Genomic DNA, 20,145 nt, shown 5'->3' with positions numbered 1-20,145 from the left:
GCGTGAAGCCCGCGGTGCCGGGCGTGCCCGACGCGCTGGCTTAAGCCGTCGGCATCCGTTCGAAGGCCTGCAGCGCGGGATCGAGCGCATCCCACGCCAGCCCGCGCACGCGGTACGTGAGCACCTGCGGCGCGAAGCGTTCGGGCTCGTCGAGGCTGCCCGCATGCACCGCGATCAGCTCGGGCATGCCCGAGAAGCGCACGAACAGCGGCGTGCCGCAGACCGGACAGAAGGCATGGCTTTTCCGCTGGCCGCTGTCGGCCGCGATCGCCCATTCGCTGGCCGCGCCGGTGATCGCCATGTCGGCGCGCGCGGGAAAGGTCAGGTATGAGCCATGCCCGGTGCCGCTGCGCCGCCGGCAGTCGCTGCACTGGCAATGGTTCTGGAAGATCGGCGCATGCGGCGTGCTGTAGCGGATCGCGCCGCAGGCGCAACCGCCGGTGTAGGGCTGTGTCATGGCGTTGCTCCGGGTGCGCGGCCTCAGGCCGCCTTGGGTTTCGCGAAGACGTCGATGCCCTCACCGGTCTCGAGCAGCGACTTGAGGCTCGACAGCACGATCGGCCAGCCCTGCTGGATGCCCTTGGCCATGCCGCTGCCGGCCGTGAGTTCGTCGTGCGTGACGGTGAGCCGCACCATGTCCTCGTACGGCACGATGTCGAAGGTCACGCGGCTGTAGGCCTCGGGGTCGGCCGCCTGCGAGGCGCCGGCCCAGGTGATGACCAGCCGCGTCGGCGGCGCGATCTCGACCACCTGGCCCACCAGCTCGACCGGGCGCTCGTCGCTGGCGCGCACGTGCTGCCACGGCGAGCCGGGCTTCCAGTCGGAGACGTTCTCGTGGCCCCAGTAGCGCCGCGCGATCTCGGGCCGGGTGATGGCCTCGAACACCTTCGCGGGCGTCGAGCGGATGTAGGTCACGTAGACATAGCTGATCTTCTCTGGCTTCATCGTCACTCTCCTTCGAGTTCCTTCTTGAGGTCGTGCAGCAGCGTGAGCCGCTGATGTTCGAACTTGCGCACCCAACGCTCGTAGACCTCGTGCAGCGGCACCGGGTTGATGAAGTGCAGCTTCTCGCGGCCGCGCCAGACCGTGGTCACCAGGTTGGCCGCCTCGAGCAGCCCGAGGTGCTGCGTGACCGATTGCCGCGCCATGTCCAGGTGCTCGCAGAGTTCGCCGAGCGTCTGCCCGTTGTGGTCGTGCAGCAGATCGAGCAGCTTCCTGCGGGTCGGGTCGCCCAGTGCCTTGAAAACCTTGTCAGCGTCCATGCGTCGTTGTTCGTGCGTGAGCGGATGATATGCAGGCAAATACCTGCATGTCAAGCCGGCCCGTGCCGCGACCGCTGGCCGAGGGGGTGCTTCAGGAGAGCGCCGCTTCCACGTCCGCGTGGAACTTCGCCGAGCAGCACTCGGTCGCGCCCAGGTACAGCGAGGCCTGCGCGCCGCTCGCGAGCGTGGACTGCACCGACACGCCGAGCGCGAAGTCCTCGGCCAGCGCGCCCCAGTACGAGTCGAGGTTGCGGCGCCAGTGCCGCTGCGCCTTCTCGTTCGCGGGCAGCTCGGGGATCAGCATGGTCGCGATCACGCGCGAGCGCTCGGGGGCCTCGGGCAGCACGGTGAAGGCGTTCGCATGGTCGCCCTCGTGCAGGATGAAGGTGGCCGGAAAGAAGTAGTAGATGACGTTCGAATGCGGCCCGAGCTGCCACTGGTCCTCGGGCAACTCACTCAGCCGCTCGATGCCGCGCTTGGGCAGGAAGAGGCGCTGGTGCGCGCCCTCGTGGTCGGCGATCAGCAGGTTGTCGTGGAACATCTGCGCGATGCTGTCGCGGTGCGCGTACTGGAAGTGATAGGTCTCGAGGTTGGCCTCGAACGGGATCTTCCAGTTGGCGGCGTTCGCGAACTCGCGCTGGTCGAACGGCACCCAGCGGTCGTAGCCCCAGTGGCGCAGGTCGGCGCCGAAGCGGCCGAGCCAGCTTTCCATGTCGATGCGCGCATCGTCCTCGCCATCGGCCACGCGCGGAATCGCCCAGACGAAACCCAGCGCCTCGGCCACCGGCACGCGCGCGAGCTGGCAGTCGGCAGCCGGCGCATGCGGAAAATCGGCCTCGCCGGGCCGTCCGCGCAGGCTGCCGTCGAGCCCGTAGGTCCAGCTGTGGTACGGGCACACGAACACGCGCTGGTTCGACGCGCCGGCCGGCCGCAGCCGCGCGCCGCGATGGCGGCAGGCATTGACGAAGCCGCGCAGCTCGCCCTCGCGCGTGCGCACCAGCAACAGCGGCATGCCGGCCGCGTCGATGGCCAGCGTGTCGCCGGGCCGCGCGAGCGCGGCCGAGGGGCACAGCGCCAGCGGATGGCGGCGGAAGATGCGCTCGACCTCGCGCGCATGGCGCTCGGGGTCGAGGTAGCGCGACACCGGACTCAGCGAGGGTTCGCCGCGCTCGGTGCCGCCGCTGGCGATCAATGCCAGCGCGCGCCGGATCAGCGCCTTCTGTTCGTCATGCTGCATGCGCCTGTGCCATCGATGCGGCCTCCACGGGTGGGGGGCTTCATTGTGGCCAGCGGCGCACGACGCGGCTTGTCTCAACTGGTCGTGGATTCGCCGAAGCCGTCGAAGCGCGCGAAGTCCTCGACCGAGCGCCGCGGCATCGCCATCCGGTTGACCTCGGCCGACGGATCGCCCCAGCCCATCGACATGCCGCAGGCCGTGACCTCCTCGGGTGGCATGCCCAGCCGCTCGGCGATCAGCGCATGAAAGGGCGCGAACGACACCTGCGGGCAGGTGTCGATGCCGCGCGCCTGGGCCGCGATCATCACGTTCTGCACGAACAGGCCGAGGTCGAGCCAGCTGTGGCGCGCGAGCCGTGCGTCGATGCCGAAGATCAGCCCGACCGGCGCGCCGAAGAAGCCGTAGTTGCGCCGCGTCTGCCGCGCGCGGGCCGCGGCGTCCGCGCGGTCGATGCCCAGCGCGCCGTAGTAGCACGCCGCGAAGGCCGACTGGTGATCGCGGAAGGGACCGGGCAGCGGATCGGGAAAGTGCGAAGGCGCCTCGAAGTCGCCCGCCACGAAGGCCGCGTCGAGCGCATCGCCGAGCGCCTTCAGCGGCGCGCCGGCCAGCACGTGCACGCGCCAGGGCTGGGTGTTCGAATTGCTCGGCGCCGTGGCCGCCACCTGCAGGATCTCGCGCACCAGCGCCTGCGGCAGCGGCCGCGGCGCATAGGCGCGCACCGAGCGGCGCGCGCGCAGCACCGCGTCGACATGGCGTGCGCTGTCGGTGGGAGCGTCGTCCTGCCGCATCGCTCAGTCCCGTGGTGCCGGGTGGTAGGCGATGCGCCCCGCCGGCAGGAAGAACAGCGCGATCACCGCGCCGCCGCGCGCCTCGGGATAGTGATGGCTGCCCGGCGCGGGCGCGGTCCAGCCGGCTTCGCACCAGCCGTTGGGCCCGTTGAGCGCGGCGCCTTCGTTCAACGGCACCACCATGTTGAACTCGCCATAGGGATGGGCGTGGTACTGGCCGCGGTAGGCGTGGCCCGGGTTGCCCTGCGTGTTGCCGGTGCTGTCCATGTAGACGGCCGTGATGCTGAAGCCCAGCGTGCGCTCCGAGGGCTCGGCGATGCGGCTGCGGCGGTAGATGGGCCCGTCGAGCTCGACGTTGGCGGCCCAGCCGTCGCGCACGCCTTGCTTCACCAGCCGCGCGAGCGACTGGTAGAGCGCGCTGTCGGGGCCATGGGTGCGGTTGAGCCACTGCTCGACCTCGGTGCCCGTGGTCATGTCCTTGATCTCCTCGAGGAAGGGAAGGCTTCGCTCGATCAGTTCCTCGCGGTCGGTGTGCGTCGTGCTCATGTCTTTGCTCGTGGGGGTTGGAGGGTTCATTCGTCCGAGCGGAAGCCCGAGGCCCGCACCACGGGCCCCCAGGCTTCGCGCTCGCGCCGGATCTGGCGCGCGTAGTCGTCGGGTGCCTGCGTGTGGACCTCGAGGCCGACCTGGTCGAAGGCCGCGCGCAGGCCGGGGTCCTTGCTGGCCACGACCATCGCTTCGTGCAGCGCGCGCACGCCGGCCTCGGGCGTGCCGGGCGGCGCGAACACGCCGTAGTTCTCGGCGCCGCGGATCTGCGCGAAGCCCTGCTCGGCGAAGGTGGGCACGGCCGGCATGAAGCGCGAGCGCTGCTCGCCGCTCACGGCGAGGATGCGCAGCTTGCCCGATTGCAGATAGGGCAGGAAGTCGGCCACGAAGCCGAGGTAGGCCGGGATCTGGCCGCCCAGCAGGTCCTGCATCGCGGGCGCCGAGCCGCGGTAGCCCACGTGCTGCAGCTTCAGCCCGCCGGCCTCCGACAGCTGCCAGCCGAGGAAGTGCGCGACCGATCCAGCGGCCGGCGAGGCGTAGCTGGCACCCGTGGGCGTGGCGCGCACCCAGGCCAGGTAATCCTGCAGGCTCTTCACCGAGGCCGGCACCGCGCTGCTGACCGCCAGCGCGCAGGTCGCGATCACCAGCGGCGAGACCGGCACGAAGTCGGTGGCCGGGTCGTAGGCCAGCTTGCTGTAGACATGCGGGTAGATCGTGAGCGCCGAGGCCTGCGTGCACAGCAGCACGCTCGCATCGGGCTTCTCGCGCTTGAGCTGGCCGCTCGCGATGCGCCCGGCCGCGCCCGCGCGGTTGTCGACGATGTAGTGCCGGCCCTGCTTGCGCCAGGCCTCGGCGAGCTGCCGCGCCGTGGTGTCGAGCGTGCCGCCGGCCGGGTAGCCGACCAGCAGCTTGCCCGGGCTGCCCTGCGACTGCGCGAAGGCGCGCGGCAGCCAGCCGACCGCTGGAAGGGCGAGCGCGGCCTGCGTGAAGCGGCGGCGTGTGAGTGCGTTCATGGCGGGCCTCGTGGTGTGAAGTGGCCGAATGATCGGCCGGCCCCGAATTGAATGGAACTGGCGCTTTTGCAAGCGCAGAATGCACGGCATTCAACTCACGAAGAAGCGCGCCATGAGCATCGGACGCATGGACCTCAACCTGCTGAAGGTCTTCGACGCGGTCTTCGAGGATCGCAACCTGATGCTGGCCGGCCGCCGGCTCAATCTCAGCCAGTCGGCCGTGAGCCATGCGCTCACGCGGCTGCGCGAACTGGTGGGCGACGAGCTGTTCGTGCGCACCGGCAAGGGCATGCAGCCCACCGGCCGCGCGAGCGCGATGGCGCCCGCGCTGCGCGACGCGCTGCGCCGCATCGAGGCCACGCTCGGCGTCGAGCCTTTCGATCCCGCGCTGTCGTCGCGCCGCTTCACGATCGCGGCCAACGACCACATCACTGCGGTCATCGTCGCCGGCCTCACGCGCGCGCTGCAGCAGGCCGCGCCCGGTGTCGACCTGGTGATCCGCCCCTCGACCCGGCTCGACCTCGCCGAGCAGATCGACCTGGGCCGCATCGACCTCGCCATCGGCACCTTCTCGCAGGTGCCGGCGCGGCTCAATGCGCGCACGCTGCTGTCGCAGGGCGAGGTGATCCTGATGCGCAAGGGCCATCCGGCGGCCAGGCGCAAGCTCGCGGTGCGCGACCTCGCGAAGTACGCGCTGGTCACCACCTCGCTCGGCGGGCAGGAGGAGGGCGCCGTCGATGGCTTCATCCTCGAGCGTGGCCTCGCGCGCCAGTCCGAGATGTTCGACCGCTCCGCGCTCGCCGAGGCCCTGGCCGCGATCGGCCAGGCGCCGCGCCTGCGCGTGACCGTGCCGCATTCGCTGGCCATTCCCGCGCTGCTGCGCGAGAGCGACATGCTGTCGATCGTGCCGACCTCGCTCGGCGCCTACCTCGCGCGCGCCGGCGAACTGCTGCAGCGCCAGCCGCCGTACCGCGCCGCCACCGTGGTCACGCGCGCGGTCTGGCACGGGCGCAACGACCACGACGCGGCGCATGCCTGGCTGCGCGAGATGGTGGCCGCGGCGGCCAGGGCGGCCGGCGGCGAGGGCTGATCAGAAGTCGTCGAGCTTGAGCTTGCCCAGCCGCGCCACGATCAGGTCGTGCAGCGTCTGCGCTGCCACTGACAGGCTGCCCTCGCTGCGCTGCACCAGGTAGACCGTGCGCGTGAGCGCGGGCAGCGGCAGCGGCCGCGTCACCAGCGTCTCGCGCCGGAAGTGGAACAGCGTGAGCGCCGGCACCACGCTGATGCCGAGCCCGGCCTCGACCAGCCCCATCACCGTGGCCAGGTGCTCGACCTCGAACACCGCGTTGAGCCGCAGCGGATGCAGCGCCACGTCGAGCGCCTGCCGCACGCTGCTGTTGCGCGCCATCTGGATGAAGGGCCAGGGCGCGAGCTTCTTGGCCGTGAGCCGGGTCTCGCGCGCGAGCGGATGGTCGGTGCGGCACACCAGGTGGAAGCGGTCGGCGCACAGCCGCTGGCCGCGCAGGTCGCTGTAGGCCGCCTCGCCCGCGCCCGAGGCCGCGAGCGCGAAGTCGGCCTGGCCGCTGCGCACCAGCGCGATGCAGGCATCGGACAGCGCATCGTCGAGGTCGACGCGGATGCCGGGCCAGGCCTGCATGAACTCGGCGAACACGCTCGGCAGCCAGCCCGCGGCCAGCGAGGGCAGGGCGGCCACGCGCACCCGGCCCTTGCGGCGCTCCACGTGGTCGGCCAGGTCGGCCATGGCGCCGCCCATGTCGTCGAGCAGCCGGCGCGCCGAGCCCTCGAACAGCCGGCCCTCGGGCGTGAGCTGCACGCTGCGCGTGTCGCGGTCGAACAGCCGCGTGCCCACCGCGTCCTCGAGCGTTCGGATCAGCGCGCTGAAGGCCGGCTGCGACAGGTGGCTGGCCTGCGCCGCGCGCGTGAAGCTGCGCAGTTCGGCCAGCGCGAGGAAGGCGCGCAGCTGGCGGGTCGAGAGATCGGGTGTCTTGCGCGCGGCGGCGCTGCTGGTGCTCATCGCTTGTTTCCGGGCTCGGTCGTTGTTATTCGAAATACAGATCAATCGATCCGAACTTTCGATTTTACGGATCGGGGGCGGGTGCCTACAGTCGCCGGCCATGGATTCCCCCGCATCGCCGCCCCTCCTGATCGGATGCGCCGCCGGTTTCTCCGGCGACCGCACCGACGCCGCCGGACCGGTGGTCGACACCCTGATCGCGCGCCTGCGCCACGGCCCCGCCGGGCAGCGCGCCTTCCTGATCTTCGAGACGCTGGCCGAGCGCACGCTCGCGCTGGCCCAGCTGCGCCGCCGTGCCGACCCCGAGGCCGGCTACGAACCGCTGCTCGACGCCATGCTGCGCCCGGTGCTCGCGCGCTGCCTCGACAACGGCATCCGCATCGTCAGCAACTTCGGCGCCGCCAACCCGCGCGCCGCCGCGCGCCACATCGCGCGCATGGCCCGCGAGCTCGGCGCGCCGGTGCCGCGCATCGCGGTGGTGGAGGGCGACGACCTCTCGGGCCCGGCCCACCGCGCGCTGCTGCGCGAGGCGCTCGGCGTCGCGATGGACGGGCTGCGGGTGGTCAGCGCCAACGCCTACATCGGCGCCGAGCCGATCGCCGCCGCGCTCGACGCGGGTGCGCAGGTGGTGGTGTGCGGCCGCGTGGCCGATCCCTCGCTGACCGTCGGCCCCGTGCTGTCGCACTTCGGCTGGCGCGCCGACGACTGGCACCGGCTCGGCCGCGCGACCATGGCCGGGCACCTGCTCGAATGCGGCGCGCAGGTCTGCGGCGGCTATTTCGCCGACCCCGGCTACAAGGACGTGCCGGGCCTCGCGGCCGTGGGCTTTCCCATTGCCGAGATCGATGCCGACGGCCACTGCACCATCGGCAAGGCCGACGGCACCGGCGGCCTCGTGAGCGAGGCCACGGTGAAGGAACAGCTGCTCTACGAGGTGCACGACCCCGCCGCCTATCTCACGCCCGACGTGGTGGCCGACATCGCCGAGGCCGAGGTGCATGCGCTGCCCGGGCTCGACCGCGTGGCGCTCTCGGGCGTGCGCGGCCATGCGCGGCCCGCGCACTACAAGGTCAACGTCTGCCACGAGGGCGGCTGGCTCGCCGAGGGCGAGATCTCCTATGCCGGTCCGCGTGCCGAGGCACGGGCGCGGCTCGCGGCGCAGGTGCTGCGCGAACGGCTCGAGGGGCTCGCGCTGCGCGTGGACCTGATCGGCGCGCTGAGCATCTTCGGCGACGACGCCGGCCAGGCGCTCGCGGCCACGCCCGACAGCGGATTGCGCGACGTGCGGCTGCGTGTGGCCGCCACTCATGCCGAGCGCGCGCAGGCCGAGCGGCTGGCGCGCGAAGTCACGGCGCTCTACACCTGCGGACCCGCGGGCGGCGGCGGCGTGCGCACCGCGCTCACGCCGCGGCTCAACACCATCTCGTGCCTGCTGCCGCGCGAGGCGGTGCCGGTGCGCTTCGAGCTGCTCGACGAAGGAGAAAGCGCATGAGCACCGAACACCCGTACCTCGACGTCCCCCTCTACCGCGCCGCCCACGGCCGCACCGGCGACAAGGGCGATCGCTCGAACATCAGCGTCATCGCCTGGCATCCCGCGCTCTATCCCGTGCTCGCCGAGCAGCTCACGCCCGAGCGCGTGGCCGAGCAGTTTCGCCACCGCGCGCCTTCGCAAGTGCAGCGCTTCCTGCTGCCGAAGCTGAATGCCATGAACTTCGTGCTCGACGCCGTGCTCGACGGCGGCGTCAACGATGCGCTCAACCTCGACACCCACGGCAAGGCGCTCTCGTTCCTGCTGCTCGACATGCCCGTGCGCGTGCCGAGCGAGCTTGCGCACCACCTGGCCGGCCCCTGAGCGCCGAAGCAACCCTTCACCGAATTTCCAACCATCGACCCCGGAGACAACAAGACCATGAACCGACGTTCCCTCACCCTGCTCGGCGCCGCGCTGGCCCTGGCCCCGCTGCTGGGCCAGGCGCAGTCCTTCCCCGAGAAGCCGATCACCTTCGTCGTGCCCTTCGCGGCCGGCACCGCCACCGACCAGATCGCGCGCGCCCTCGGCAACGTCATCACGGCGGAGACCAAGCAGGCCGTCGTCATCGACAACCGTGCCGGCGCCAGCGGCTTCATCGCCTCGCAGTTCGTTGCCAAGGCGCCGGCCGACGGCTACACCGTGCTCATCACCACCAACACCACGCACGCGGCCAACGAGCATCTCTACAAGAAGCTGCCCTACGACCCGGTGAAGGACTTTGCGCCGCTCGCCGGCCTGGGCAAGGGCGGCCAGATCATGGTGGTGAACCCGGCCTCGAACGTGAAGAGCGTGGCCGACTTCATCGCGCTCGCGAAGAAGGAACCGGGCAAGCTGAGCTTCGGCAGCGGCAGTTCGTCGAGCCGCATGGCCGGCGAGCTGCTGCAGCAGATGGCCGACATCAAGCTGCTGCACGTGCCCTACAAGAGCAACACCCTGGCCGTGACCGACCTGCTCGGCGGCCAGATCGACATGATGATCACCGACACCGCCACCGGCCTGCCGCAGGTCAAGGGCGGCAAGCTGCGCGCGCTCGGCATGTCGAGCGCCAGCCGCTCGCCGCTCGCGCCCGACGTGCCCACCATCGCCGAGGCCGGCGTCAAGGGTTACGAGATGGGTTACTGGTTCGCCGCCTACGCGCCCGCGAAGACCCCGCCGGCCGTGGTCAAGCGCCTCAACGAACTGCTGGTGAAGGCCGCGAAGAGCGACAGCGCGAAGACCGCCTTCTACGAGCCGAGCGGCACCGAAGTCTTCACCACCTCGCCCGAGGAACTCGCGAAGTTCCAGGCCGGCGAATCGCAGAAGTGGGGCCGCATCGTGAAGGCGGCCGGCATCGAGGCGGAATAAGCCCGGGCCTCCGGGCCGGGTCGGGACCGATCCGCGCCCGCTTTCTACCGGAGGCATGCGGCCGCATGGAAGGCGGCCGCGGCTCCGCGCATTCATAGAACGACAAGGAGACAGACATGACTTGGATTCCCGTATCGCGACGCGGGCGGATCGCGCACGCCACCACGCGGCTGGCCGCCGCTGCCATCGGCGCCTGCGCGCTCGCCGCCTGTGGCGGTGGGGGCGGCGGTACTTCGCTGCCGCTGCTGCCGCCGTCCGCACCGGCACCGGCTCCCGCGCCGGCCACCCCGCCAGCACCCCCCCCGGCCGCCGCCGCGCCGCTGGCCTGCGAACTCGCGAGCTTCGCCACGCTCAAGCTCGACCGTGCCTCGGTCGATGCCGTGCAGGCCGTGCCCGCCGGCGACTTCACACCGCCGGGCTCGCGCACCGCGCTCACCGGCATGCCCGACTTCTGCCGCATCCAGGGCACCACGAACTCGGTGGCCGATTCCTCGGTGCACTTCGAGCTGTGGGTGCCGATGGCCGCCGGCTGGAACGGCAAGCTGGTCGTGACCGGCAACGGCGGCTATTCGCCGAGCCTCAACTACGGCGACATGCGCAACGCGCTGCTGCGCGGCTTCGCCACCATGGGCGGCGACACCGGCCACAGCGGCGAGGACATGCTGTTCGTCATCGGCCATCCGCAGAAGATCGTCGACTGGGGGACCAGCTCGGTGCACGACATCACCGTGGCCGGCAAGACCGTGCTCGCGGCGCTGCAGGCCAAGGCCGCCACGCGCAGCTACTACTACGGCTGCTCCACCGGCGGCCACCAGGGCTATGCCGAGGTGCAGCGCTACCCCGGCGATTTCGACGGCGTCATCGCCGGCGCGCCCGGCGGCAACCGCACCTCGCTCAACGCCGAGTTCCTCAACCGCTTCCTGGCCAACCACGCGCCCGGCGACAACAACACGCCGATCCTCACCAGCGCCAAGATCCGCCTCGTGACCCAGAAGGCCGTGGCCGCCTGCGATGCGATCGACGGCGTCACCGACGGCGTGATCGCCGATCCGCGCGAGTGCACCGGCGCCAGGTTCGACGTCGCGAGCCTGCTGTGCACCGCGGGCGACGGCCCCGACTGCCTGACCGCGCCGCAGGTGGCGGCCGTGCAGCGCATCTACGCGGGCGCCGTGAACCCGCGCACCAAGGCCACCATCTACCCGGGCCCGGCCGTCGGCTCCGAATCGGGCTGGGCCAGCTACTGGGGCACCACCGAGCCCACGCGCGCCGACTTCTGGCGCTACTGGGTGTTCGACAACCCCGGCTGGGACTGGTGGAGCTTCGACTTCGACCGCCACATGACCTATGCGCTGGCCAAGGTCGGCCCGGCGGTCGACCAGGTCAACCCCGACATCTCGGCCTTCAAGGCGCGCGGCGGCAAGCTCATCGCCTACCAGGGCTGGAGCGATCCGGTGGTGAGCCCGCACGACACCATCGCCTACTACGAGAAGGTCAACACGCTGCAGGGCTCGCGCGCCGAGACCGACGGCTTCTTCCGCCTCTTCATGGCGCCCGGCATGGGCCACTGCTCGGGCGGCACCGGTGCCACCAGCTTCGGCAACCAGGGCGGGCCCGTGCCCGACCCGAGCGCGCGCAACGATCTGCTGGCCGCGCTCGACGACTGGGTCGAGAAGGGCAAGGCGCCCGACGTCATCGTCGCCAGCCGCATCGCGGGGGGCGCCGTCACGCAGACGCGGCCGCTGTGCCCGCATCCGAAGCGCGCCGTCTACAAGGGCACGGGCAGCACCGACGCGGCCGAGAACTTCGCCTGCCAGTGAACCCGCGCGAGGCGCGCGGCCGCGCCGCCGCCTCGCGAACCCTGCCGCCGCGGAGATCGGCACCGCGCCAACCGGTCATCAACAACCACACCAGGAGACAGACATGAATCGATGGAGCCTCGCGGCTGCCAGCGCGGTCACGGCCGCGCTTTTCCTGACCGCCTGCGGCGGCAGCGGTGGAGGCGGCGGCGGCCTGCTGCTGCCCCCGCCCGCCAGCAACCCGCCCGCGCCACCGCCGCCCGCGGCCAGCGCGCCCAAGTACACGCTCTCGATCGCCAGGACCGAGGACGTGCCCGGCAGCTTCGGCAGCGCCGGCGCCTACGAGAAGATCACCGGCACCTTCACCGGCGAGGTCGACCCGAAGGACACGCACAACGCCATCATCCAGGACCTCGCGCTCGCGCCGACCAATGCCAACGGCAAGGTCGAATACAAGTCCGAGTTCGTGCTCTTCAAGCCCAAGGACATGAGCAAGGCCAGCGGCGTGCTGCGCTACGACGCGCCCAACCGCGGCAACATCGTCAACCTCGATCCCTACTTCGCATCGCGCGGCTACGTGTTCCTCACGGCCGCCTGGCAGGGCGACGTGCCCGCCGCCGCCGGCAAGGTCACGCTGACCGTGCCCGTGGCGAAGAACCCCGATGGCAGCACCATCACCGGCCCCTACCGCGCCGAACTGCTGCCCACCGTGGCCACCGGCGATTCGCTGCCGCTGCCCGGCGGCCCGTTCAATGCCGCGATGCAGGCCTATGCCACCGCCAGCCTCGACAACACGAAGCCGGGCTACGTGCTCACGCGCCGCGTCAACGAGGAAGACGCGCGCCAGCTCATCCCGGCCAGCGAATGGAAGTTCGCCAAGTGCGCCGCCGGCAACCCCTTTCCGGGCACGCCCGACGAGACCAGCGTGTGCCTCAAGGCCGGCTGGGACCCGGCCTATATGTACGAGCTGGTCTACGTCGCCAAGGACCCCAAGGTGATGGGCCTGGGCCTCGCGGCGCTGCGCGACATGATCGCCTTCTTCCACCACGAGGCCAGCGATGCCGCCGGCACCGCCAACCCCGTGGCCAGCGCCATTCGCAACACCATTGCATCGGGCGTGTCGCAGTGCGGCAACTTCATGAAGACCTTCGTGCACCTCGGCTTCAACGAGGACCGCGCGGGCCGCAAGGTGTTCGACGGCGTGTTCGCGCAGATCGCCGCGCGCCAGACCAACATCAACACCCGCTTCGCCATTCCGGGCGGCGGCGGTGGCGTGCGCAGCGACCACACCGCCTTCGGCCAGGCCGGCACGCGCGGCCTGTCGAAGGACTACGTCGACGACGTGGCCCAGCGCCGCGGCGGCATCCTGTCGCGTTGCGAAGCCAGCGGCACCTGCCCCAAGCTCTTCATCGGCTTCAGCGGCACCGAGTTCTACGTGCTGCAGGGCTCGCCGCTCCTGACCGACGCCTGGGGCACCACCGACCTCGCGCAGCCCGCCAATGCGCGCGTGTACTACTACGCCAGCAGCCATCACCTGCTGGGCCTGCCCTCGATGCCCGGCAGCGCGGCCGGTGCGCTCTACGCCACCAACGGCAATGCCGGCGTGATCCCGGTGGTGCGCGCGCTCTACCAGAACCTCGAGGACTGGGTCGTGAAGGGCACCAACCCGCCCGACAGCCAGGTGCCCAGGCTCGCCGACAGCACCCTGGTGCGGCCGCAGCAGGTGAAGTTCCCGGCCATTCCGGGCGTGGGCTACACCGGCCTGGTCAACACCTTCTCGCTGCTCGACTGGGGCCCGAGCTACCGTCCGCAGGACGAGAGCGGCATCCCCACCCAGGTGCCGCCGGCCTACCTGGGCCGCGACTACGCCATCCTCGTGCCGCAGGTCGATGCCGACGGCAACGACATCGCCGGCATCCGCAGCCTCGACGTGGCCGTGCCCCTGGGCACCAACACCGGCTGGAACTACACCAGCAAGCCCGCCACCATCGACCAGGCCGGCCTGTTCGGCGCGTACTTCCCGTTCGCCAAGACCACCGCTGCGCGCACCGGCAGCGGCGATCCGCGCCTGTCGCTGCAGGAGCGCTACACCAACCAGGCGGGCTACGTGTCGGCCGTGACCGCCGCCGCCAACGACCTCGTGGCCCGTCGCTTCATGCTGCGCGTGGATGCCGACGCCGCGATCGCCGCCGCGGCCGCCACGCCGGTGCTGCCCTAAGCCTCGGCAATCGCCTGGGCTTCGGCCGGTACCTGGTGCACCCCGAAGCCCGAGCGGCCCGGCGCAATGTCGGGCCGCAAGGTGAGGGCCGGGATCTCGTAGTCGCCATGGTTCTGGCGGCGAAACGGGATCGGCGCCGTGCTGAACAGCGTGTCCATCCTCGCCCCCAGTTCCTGCTCGATGCGTGCGTAGGCCGCCGCATCGACCTTGCCCGTGCGGTGCACCACGTAGGGCGGCAGCACCTCGAAGCCCGGGTAGTAGAGGATCCCGTGGTGGATCGGGAACAGCAGGTCGTCCATCGGCCCGTTGATGCCGCGCGGCGCGTAATGCGAGGCCCAGCCGCCCGTCGTGGTGACCACCATCGCGCGCCTGCCCGCCATCGAGCCTTCGCCGAAGCGGTCGCCCCAGTGGCTGTCGGAATGCTCGCCCACCCCGTAGGCGAAGCCATAGGCATAGATGCGCTCGATCCAGCCCTTGAGGATCGCCGGCATCGAGTACCACCAGAGCGGAAACTGCAGGATCACCGCGTCGGCCCACAGCAGCTTCTGCTGCTCGGCCTCGATGTCGGCCGCCTGCGTGCCGGTTTCGAAGGCGCGCAGCGAATCGAGCGCGGGGTCGAAGGGGGCGGCCGCGTCGCGCGCCGGAAAGTCCGCCGCTTCGAGCGTGGGCTTCCAGCGCATCGCATAGAGATCGGAAGTGCGCACCGAATGGCCCTGCGCCTCGAGCCGGTCGCGCATGAAGCGATGCAGCGAGCCGTTGAGCGAGGCGGGTTCGGGATGCGCGAGCACGAGGAGTACGTTCATGGATTTACCTGAGGTCGTGAGGAAAGAAGAGGAGCGATGACCGCAGCTTAGGCAGCGAGGCGATATATTGGAAATGAATAGTTCGAATTCCAGGAATTGCCATGAACAATTGGAGTCGCCTCGACCTCAACCTGCTGCTCACCCTCGACACCCTGCTGGCCGAGCGCAACGTCACGCGTGCCGCCGAGCGCCTGAACCTGTCGCAGCCTTCGGTGAGCGTGCAGCTCGCCAAACTGCGCGAGGTGTTCAACGACCCGCTGCTCGTGCCTGCCCAGCGCGGCATGCGGCCCACCGCGCGCGCCGATGAGTTGCGCGAGCCGCTGCGCGAGGCCCTCGAATCGCTGGGCCGCGCCGTCGCGCCCAGCAAGCCCTTCGACCCCGCCGAGGCCACCACCACCTGGCGCGTGGCCGCCGCCGACTATGCCGAGTCGGCCATCCTGCTGCCCGCGCTCGCCGCCATCCGCGCCGCCGCGCCCCACACCCGGCTGGCCGTGGTCGAGGCCGTGCCGCTGCGCATGGCGCGGCAGTTGGAGCAGGGCGAGGTCGACCTGTTCTTTCACACCAGCGTGGGCGCGCCGCCGGGCCTGCACCGACGCGTGCTGTTCCACGAGCGTTATGTGCTCGCCGGCCGCGCCGGCCATCCGCGGCTGAAGCGCCGGCCCACGCTCGCGCAGTTCTGCGCGCTCGAGCACGTGGTGGTGTCGCTCGGCGGCGGCGGCTTCAGCGGGCCCACCGATGAAGCGCTGGCCGAGAAGGGTCTCACGCGGCGCGTGGTGCTGTCGGTGCCGCACTTCCTCTTCATGATCTCGGTGCTGCAGACCACCGACATGGTCGCGATGCTGCCCGAGCGGCTGGCGCGCGGGGCGACGGGGCTACGCGTGGTGGAGGCGCCGCTGGAGGTGCCGGGGTATGAGATGGCGATGCTTTGGCATGAGAGGAAGCATCGGGATGCGGGGCATCGGTGGGTGAGGGAGAGGGTGGTGGAGGGGGTGGTGAAGGGGTAGTGAAGGGGGGGGCCGCTTTAAGCTGGGAACTGCCGGTCGAGCATCTAGCGGCGAAGGATTGCTTGGACCGAGAGCGGACGCCCGGTGCCGCGTGTTGATGCGCAAGCGAGTGAGCGGCAGAATGAGCAGCACCGCCATTGAGCGGAGTTATCAGGTTTTGGTCAAAGCAGTCTACATACTCGTCCAGGGCCTAGTGGTCGAGAAAGTAGGTCACTGCGTGAACCTGTACTACGCCCTTGGGCTGCACTGTAGGCGCTTGCAGCATGCCGGACCGCAGGCGGGCAACGGAGCGGTTGCAGTCCTGCTGTACGAAACGGCCAGTCGCGTAGCCCAAGCTGTTCAAGGCATTCGGCGTGAGGACCGACGCCACTGGGTAACCGGTCGGTTCGAGATCTCCCTGCTTGGCAATCGCGCTCTTGCGTCTCAGCTAGCGGAGCCCTCCGGCGGTAAGCCGACATAGCTCCTTAGTGCGCGCAGCGTATTGACCAGACCTTCTACGTCGTTCCAGGTCGCGGTCTTCTGCGCGAACTCACGCAGCTGCGCCTTGCCGGCCAGGTTCCATGGCAGATGGAGCGTCTGGATGGCCGGATCGAGAGGACGCGCGAGTACGTTCTGCGAGCCGCTCAAGAAGCGACGGGACAGCGCGTCGGAGAGCAGATCCTCGATCGTGCAATTCGCGCCTGCGAATGCCTGGTTCTGCTGCGCCGTCAGCTTGCCCAACTCCGCAGGCACCAACGGCATCAGCGGCATGGCCCGCCGCAGCAGGAAAACCGATACATACTCTTTAACGAGCCGATTGACATAAAGCAGGGAATTCATCGCCGATCGACCGATGTCGTCGTCATCGAACAAGGCGATCAAACGATACTTGACCCGGCCATTCGTATCGGTATCTAAGCGATTGAGGTTGAAAAGGGTCGGGAAGCTGTCCTGGATGCCATAGGCCCCACCCTCGTCCTCCAGACCCGAAGCGAATACGGACAGGTTGTTGTCCAACAGACGCATGCCAGTCTTTTCGAAGTGCAACCTTGACGCCAGTTCGAAGTAAGCGACATCGGTGGTCCCTTCCACCATCACGTTGCCGGAGGACAGCTTCCAGCCCATCTTTTCGGCATACCATTTGCCGACGTTCTTTGGTTCAGCAGACTGTGCCATGGCGCCACTCACCGATGCGACTGGTCAACGGGCTTGAGGAATGGTCCCATCGCAGCGAACGTCACTTGGCACTTGAACTGCTCGTTAGGGGCCATGCGGGCTTTGCCGAATTCTTGCGGGTTGAATGGCGAGCCGGTATTGCCGAGTTCGCGCACCCGAGCCATCGACCGAGCACCGGTCGCGCTATCGACCACCCGCGCGCTGCAGATCGCCCGCCCTGACCTGTCGGGCGACGGCAGCCACCGCAGCCGCTGCGGAACCGACACGACAACCTGCGATTCCTTGACCCGGGGCCGAAGCCACCTGAACTCTTCCTCGGCCTGCTTGTTCTGGCCTGCGATGAAGAGCAGCACGGCCCGTTCCAGCACCTGCTGCAGGGAAAGTTGATAGCCCTTCGTCGTAGCCAGTTCATCGAGCAGGCGCAGCTGCGATTGAAAGTCCGCCGGCTCTGCGATCACGACGAGGTCATACAGAAGCCGAACGAGCAGCCAGTTGCGCTCGGGTGAGTCCATGAGGATCGCGATCGCCCCGCGTGCGGCGCCTACGCCGATGGCGTCGAGCGCCAGCGTTGCTTCAGCACCGGTTTGCACCGGCAGACCGGACCAGGCCTTCGCGATAAAACCATAGGGACTCCCCGATCGGCACAGGCTCTCGATGACGTCGCTCGCCTTCTCATCCCTGAGTACCTTCAGCGCTTGAGCAGCGAGTGAGCCGAGCTTCATCTTTCGGTTGTTCGCCGAGTCCAGTCGCGACGCCTGGAACACGAAGGTGAGCGCCTTCGCCGCCGACTCAACCTTCTCCGACGCGTCGTTCGCCGTCATGCCCTGACGCAGCTGATTCTTCGCCGCGGTCTCTAAGACGTAGGAGTTGTTGGGATTGTCCTTGAGAGCGCGCGCTGTGATCGAATCCGACTTGGCCAGCAACCGAGCGAGTTCCGTCGGGTCACCGCCATTACGCTCCAGATCCGCCAAATCCTGATACACCAAGGCGAGCGTGTTCAGGAGGTTCAACGTGGGCTCATCGTCTTGGCTTGGCTCGATCTTGTCCAGAGCAAATTCCAGTTCCCTCACGGCCTGGCCCAGTAGATGCTGCTTTTGCTGCTTGCTTTGGTCGAACAACTCGCCTTGCGTCACCCGGCGCCGGGAGATCGCGAGGTGATGGTTGAACGTGCGGCTGTTCAATCGAACGGCCTGAGGCACCGACTCCAGGATGGCGAGCACCTTGCGCCAGTACTTGAAGAACTCGGCATTGCCCGATTGCTCATCGAGCTTCAAGACAGATGTGGCCAAGCTGATGGCAAATGGCCGCGCAAACGGCTCGCCCATGCTGCTGCGTCTGGCGATCTCGCCCATGAGCTCCAGCCGCAGTGCCACCGAATCTTCGCAGACGGCGATCCCCAGCTTCTCGCACAGCAAACGGTCATTCCATACGCCGACGACAAGATACCTCGCAAGAATGTCGTGGACGATGGCCCACACGCGCCCATACGGATGCGCCTCACCGGACACCAGGCCGATGCCGGGAGACGTCTCTCTGGCGCGGCCCAACGCCATCGACCATGGCAGTTTGGGTGCTGTCAAAAGTGCAAGCAGTCGCTCAGGCGTCCCTCTCCGTTCGACGGAGAACGCGCAGATCTCCAGCAGCGCACGCTGGGTCTCTGCTCCCCCGTCAAGTGCCTTGAACTGGCGAACCGTCCACGCTTGGATCGACTCACCCAACGGCAAGAACCCCGCCAGCCAGAATTCAAGCGCCACCCAAAAGCTTGCAATGCCGACGTTGAAGTCCGGCTGGTGCTCCTGCCAGAAGGCCAGCCATTCCTGCACGCTCTTTTGTCGACCATGACGACGCAGAAAGACGTTGAGGTGCACGCCAAGCGTGGTCACCTGCGAAGCGTCGAGCGCGTGACTGACCGCCAGCAGCTCACGGTGAGGAATGGATTGCGGCAGGTCGATGGGTGCGGTTGCCAGCGCCACATTCAGGATCGCCACCTTGCGGCCGCTGCGCGCCAGTTCTGCGCAGAATCGCTGGAGATCCTCGGACGAGCCTTGAAGGTGCTGCACGTCTAGGACGATGACCCAGACGGGCTCGCCGACGTCGGCAAGCCCGTCTTGCGCGGCCTGTTGCATGGCCTCTTGCACAGCCCGAAACATGAAGCCCGTGAGTTCGAGGGCCGACGGCCTGGGCGCCTCCTGTCGCACCAGCAGCGCAGGAAACCCAGCGCGCGCGGCAGCGAAAGCCATCATGCGTGCCTGTGTGGTGCCGCCCGCACCGGCCTCAGAAACGATGGAGAGCACCTGCACGCTGCCCGGGGGATCGGAGAGTTGCTCCTCCAAGGCCTTGCGCAGTTCACCCGCAGGCCGCGGGTCGGGCATCCAAGGCAGCCCCGCCGCGTACGGCCGCCAAGACGTACTGGCACGGGTGAAGAACGACTGGAGCTCGGGCTCGTCCAGATCGTCTGGACTCACCGGCAACATGTCGCGCACGCCGATGAAGTCACAGAAGTCGGAGATGGGCTGTTCTGCCAGCTCCGCCTTCGACAAATCGACCTGGACCTGAGAACCGCCGGGCAGTCGCATCAGGGTGGTGACGCCGGAAGACGTGGCAAGACCGTCCAGCCTCTCGACGAGCTGCAAGGCGAATTCCGCCGAAGGCAGCGCCACCCACTGAACGACCTGAAGGGCTTCGATCTCCCCGAAATCGGCCTTGATTCGGTCGCCGAGGCTGGTGTCCTTGGTGGCGATCGTCAGCAGCGAGCGGAACTCGGCATCCCACAGTGAGGCGAGTTCCTCGAGCGCGACGCTCGGCTGATCGCCCACGACTATCACGCGACGTGGCTCCATGTCGCGCAGACGGGCAGTCATGTTCAAGCGCCTGCGCTCAGCGCTGCGCCGCGGCAATGCCGCGGATTCGAGGCCGCCACGATCGGACCGGCCGTTCAAGAAAAAAACCGGCTTGGCGCGGCGCTGCAGTTGCAAGGCAAGGGGGTCGCTCGCGATCAAGTGCGTGAACGCGCCGTTGGCATCCGAGGATCCCAGCGTGTTACCGCTGCTCTCGATCAATGCTGCGAACTTTGGAGAAGTGCTCTCGACAAACACACCCCGCCACGGAGCGTCCACCAACTTGAGAAGTGACTCGATGTCAGTGTCCGCCAGAACTTCCGACACTAGCCAGAGCACGCACTGCCGCGCGACGACATCACTCAGCAGTTCGTTGGATACCTCTTTTTCACGAATCAGGTGCATAGTGTCTCTCTTGCATGTTGGTCTTGTTACGCTCGGGGCGCTTGAATCACTGGTGTGCTCTCGCAATGGTCGTGGGCGTCGATGCCGTGTACCTTTTTCAGAGATTACGGAGTCTGAAAGCTCATTACGCTCTTCTGCTGAGTCACCGTAGCGGCTGTACCTCCGTCGC

At 68.8% G+C, this 20,145-nt stretch carries 18 protein-coding genes; 7 read left to right on the top strand and 11 right to left on the bottom strand.

All coding sequences use genetic code 11. The annotated features are described in order from the left end of the window. Positions 1-40: 40 nt before the first annotated feature. The 7 genes from ACODT0_RS26960 to ACODT0_RS26930 all read right to left on the bottom strand — a co-directional run bounded on the left by ACODT0_RS26960 (position 41) and on the right by ACODT0_RS26930 (position 4,846). Positions 41-457, bottom strand: coding sequence for a GFA family protein (locus ACODT0_RS26960; RefSeq protein ID WP_489042756.1), 417 nt, complete (start codon positions 455-457; stop codon positions 41-43). A gap of 23 nt (positions 458-480) precedes the next feature. Continuing rightward, positions 481-945, bottom strand: a complete 465-nt coding sequence (locus tag ACODT0_RS26955; RefSeq protein WP_296729296.1) for an SRPBCC family protein — start codon at positions 943-945, stop codon at positions 481-483. Between the two features lie 2 nt (positions 946-947). Beyond that, on the bottom strand, positions 948-1,262 hold the full coding sequence (locus ACODT0_RS26950; RefSeq protein WP_093342757.1) for an ArsR/SmtB family transcription factor: 315 nt from the start codon (positions 1,260-1,262) through the stop codon (positions 948-950). A 91-nt stretch (positions 1,263-1,353) separates the two neighbouring features. Beyond that, positions 1,354-2,499 carry an aromatic ring-hydroxylating oxygenase subunit alpha gene (locus ACODT0_RS26945; protein WP_489042755.1) on the bottom strand — a complete coding sequence of 382 codons (1,146 nt, stop codon included), beginning with the start codon at positions 2,497-2,499 and terminating at the stop codon, positions 1,354-1,356. A 74-nt stretch (positions 2,500-2,573) separates the two neighbouring features. Next, entirely contained in the window at positions 2,574-3,287 is a 714-nt protein-coding gene (locus ACODT0_RS26940; protein WP_489042754.1) for a nitroreductase, read from the bottom strand. A gap of 3 nt (positions 3,288-3,290) precedes the next feature. After that, on the bottom strand, positions 3,291-3,833 hold the full coding sequence (locus ACODT0_RS26935; protein WP_057596333.1) for a 4-hydroxylaminobenzoate lyase: 543 nt from the start codon (positions 3,831-3,833) through the stop codon (positions 3,291-3,293). 26 nt (positions 3,834-3,859) lie between these two features. Then, positions 3,860-4,846 carry a tripartite tricarboxylate transporter substrate-binding protein gene (locus ACODT0_RS26930; protein ID WP_489042753.1) on the bottom strand — a complete coding sequence of 329 codons (987 nt, stop codon included), beginning with the start codon at positions 4,844-4,846 and terminating at the stop codon, positions 3,860-3,862. A gap of 112 nt (positions 4,847-4,958) precedes the next feature. Between ACODT0_RS26930 and ACODT0_RS26925 the strand changes: the two genes are divergently transcribed. Next, positions 4,959-5,936: a LysR family transcriptional regulator gene (locus ACODT0_RS26925; protein ID WP_489042752.1), complete on the top strand. Its 978-nt coding sequence runs from the start codon at positions 4,959-4,961 to the stop codon at positions 5,934-5,936. Here the strand turns inward: ACODT0_RS26925 and ACODT0_RS26920 are convergent, their stop codons facing one another. Next, positions 5,937-6,881, bottom strand: a complete 945-nt coding sequence (locus ACODT0_RS26920) for a LysR family transcriptional regulator (protein WP_057596335.1) — start codon at positions 6,879-6,881, stop codon at positions 5,937-5,939. It lies immediately after the preceding gene. Between the two features lie 100 nt (positions 6,882-6,981). Between ACODT0_RS26920 and ACODT0_RS26915 the strand changes: the two genes are divergently transcribed. The 5 genes from ACODT0_RS26915 (at position 6,982) to ACODT0_RS26895 (ending at position 13,772) form a co-directional block, all read left to right on the top strand. After that, a complete protein-coding gene (locus tag ACODT0_RS26915; RefSeq protein WP_489042751.1) occupies positions 6,982-8,373 on the top strand; it encodes an acyclic terpene utilization AtuA family protein in 1,392 nt (463 codons plus the stop codon). Next, positions 8,370-8,735, top strand: a complete 366-nt coding sequence (locus ACODT0_RS26910) for an AtuA-related protein (RefSeq protein ID WP_489042750.1) — start codon at positions 8,370-8,372, stop codon at positions 8,733-8,735. The genes ACODT0_RS26915 and ACODT0_RS26910 overlap by 4 nt, the downstream gene beginning before the upstream one ends. 57 nt (positions 8,736-8,792) lie before the next feature. Beyond that, positions 8,793-9,758 carry a Bug family tripartite tricarboxylate transporter substrate binding protein gene (locus tag ACODT0_RS26905; RefSeq protein WP_057596338.1) on the top strand — a complete coding sequence of 322 codons (966 nt, stop codon included), beginning with the start codon at positions 8,793-8,795 and terminating at the stop codon, positions 9,756-9,758. Positions 9,759-9,874: 116 nt separating this feature from the next. Then, a complete protein-coding gene (locus ACODT0_RS26900; RefSeq protein ID WP_489042749.1) occupies positions 9,875-11,575 on the top strand; it encodes a tannase/feruloyl esterase family alpha/beta hydrolase in 1,701 nt (566 codons plus the stop codon). A gap of 103 nt (positions 11,576-11,678) precedes the next feature. Next, a complete protein-coding gene (locus ACODT0_RS26895; RefSeq protein WP_489042748.1) occupies positions 11,679-13,772 on the top strand; it encodes an alpha/beta hydrolase domain-containing protein in 2,094 nt (697 codons plus the stop codon). On the opposite strand, the gene ACODT0_RS26890 is transcribed toward ACODT0_RS26895, so the two are convergent. Then, on the bottom strand, positions 13,769-14,575 hold the full coding sequence (locus ACODT0_RS26890) for an NAD(P)H-dependent oxidoreductase (RefSeq protein WP_489042747.1): 807 nt from the start codon (positions 14,573-14,575) through the stop codon (positions 13,769-13,771). The genes ACODT0_RS26895 and ACODT0_RS26890 overlap by 4 nt on opposite strands. A gap of 101 nt (positions 14,576-14,676) precedes the next feature. Between ACODT0_RS26890 and ACODT0_RS26885 the strand changes: the two genes are divergently transcribed. Continuing rightward, the gene (locus ACODT0_RS26885; protein ID WP_489042746.1) at positions 14,677-15,579 is read left to right on the top strand and encodes a LysR family transcriptional regulator; all 903 of its coding nucleotides are present in this window, start codon (positions 14,677-14,679) and stop codon (positions 15,577-15,579) included. A gap of 423 nt (positions 15,580-16,002) precedes the next feature. On the opposite strand, the gene ACODT0_RS26880 is transcribed toward ACODT0_RS26885, so the two are convergent. Beyond that, entirely contained in the window at positions 16,003-16,734 is a 732-nt protein-coding gene (locus tag ACODT0_RS26880; protein WP_489042745.1) for a hypothetical protein, read from the bottom strand. An 8-nt stretch (positions 16,735-16,742) separates the two neighbouring features. Next, positions 16,743-19,976, bottom strand: coding sequence for a hypothetical protein (locus ACODT0_RS26875; protein WP_489042744.1), 3,234 nt, complete (start codon positions 19,974-19,976; stop codon positions 16,743-16,745). Positions 19,977-20,145: the final 169 nt, after the last annotated feature.

Source organism: Variovorax sp. FG153 (assembly GCF_057809595.1).
The sequence above is the reverse complement of the archived record's forward strand: the minus strand, read 5'-3'. Positions and strand labels throughout refer to the sequence as shown.

Bases quoted from the DNA above. Each gene is read 5' to 3' on its own strand.
- ACODT0_RS26930 (WP_489042753.1), bottom strand. From the start codon at position 4,846: ATGAACGCACTCACACGCCGCCGCTTCACGCAGGCCGCGCTCGCCCTT.
- ACODT0_RS26895 (WP_489042748.1), top strand. From the start codon at position 11,679: ATGAATCGATGGAGCCTCGCGGCTGCCAGCGCGGTCACGGCCGCGCTT.
- ACODT0_RS26915 (WP_489042751.1), top strand. From the start codon at position 6,982: ATGGATTCCCCCGCATCGCCGCCCCTCCTGATCGGATGCGCCGCCGGT.
- ACODT0_RS26910 (WP_489042750.1), top strand. From the start codon at position 8,370: ATGAGCACCGAACACCCGTACCTCGACGTCCCCCTCTACCGCGCCGCC.
- ACODT0_RS26905 (WP_057596338.1), top strand. From the start codon at position 8,793: ATGAACCGACGTTCCCTCACCCTGCTCGGCGCCGCGCTGGCCCTGGCC.
- ACODT0_RS26920 (WP_057596335.1), bottom strand. From the start codon at position 6,881: ATGAGCACCAGCAGCGCCGCCGCGCGCAAGACACCCGATCTCTCGACC.
- ACODT0_RS26945 (WP_489042755.1), bottom strand. From the start codon at position 2,499: ATGCAGCATGACGAACAGAAGGCGCTGATCCGGCGCGCGCTGGCATTG.
- ACODT0_RS26900 (WP_489042749.1), top strand. From the start codon at position 9,875: ATGACTTGGATTCCCGTATCGCGACGCGGGCGGATCGCGCACGCCACC.
- ACODT0_RS26890 (WP_489042747.1), bottom strand. From the start codon at position 14,575: ATGAACGTACTCCTCGTGCTCGCGCATCCCGAACCCGCCTCGCTCAAC.
- ACODT0_RS26950 (WP_093342757.1), bottom strand. From the start codon at position 1,262: ATGGACGCTGACAAGGTTTTCAAGGCACTGGGCGACCCGACCCGCAGG.
- ACODT0_RS26885 (WP_489042746.1), top strand. From the start codon at position 14,677: ATGAACAATTGGAGTCGCCTCGACCTCAACCTGCTGCTCACCCTCGAC.
- ACODT0_RS26960 (WP_489042756.1), bottom strand. From the start codon at position 457: ATGACACAGCCCTACACCGGCGGTTGCGCCTGCGGCGCGATCCGCTAC.
- ACODT0_RS26955 (WP_296729296.1), bottom strand. From the start codon at position 945: ATGAAGCCAGAGAAGATCAGCTATGTCTACGTGACCTACATCCGCTCG.
- ACODT0_RS26925 (WP_489042752.1), top strand. From the start codon at position 4,959: ATGAGCATCGGACGCATGGACCTCAACCTGCTGAAGGTCTTCGACGCG.
- ACODT0_RS26875 (WP_489042744.1), bottom strand. From the start codon at position 19,976: ATGCACCTGATTCGTGAAAAAGAGGTATCCAACGAACTGCTGAGTGAT.
- ACODT0_RS26935 (WP_057596333.1), bottom strand. From the start codon at position 3,833: ATGAGCACGACGCACACCGACCGCGAGGAACTGATCGAGCGAAGCCTT.
- ACODT0_RS26880 (WP_489042745.1), bottom strand. From the start codon at position 16,734: ATGGCACAGTCTGCTGAACCAAAGAACGTCGGCAAATGGTATGCCGAA.
- ACODT0_RS26940 (WP_489042754.1), bottom strand. From the start codon at position 3,287: ATGCGGCAGGACGACGCTCCCACCGACAGCGCACGCCATGTCGACGCG.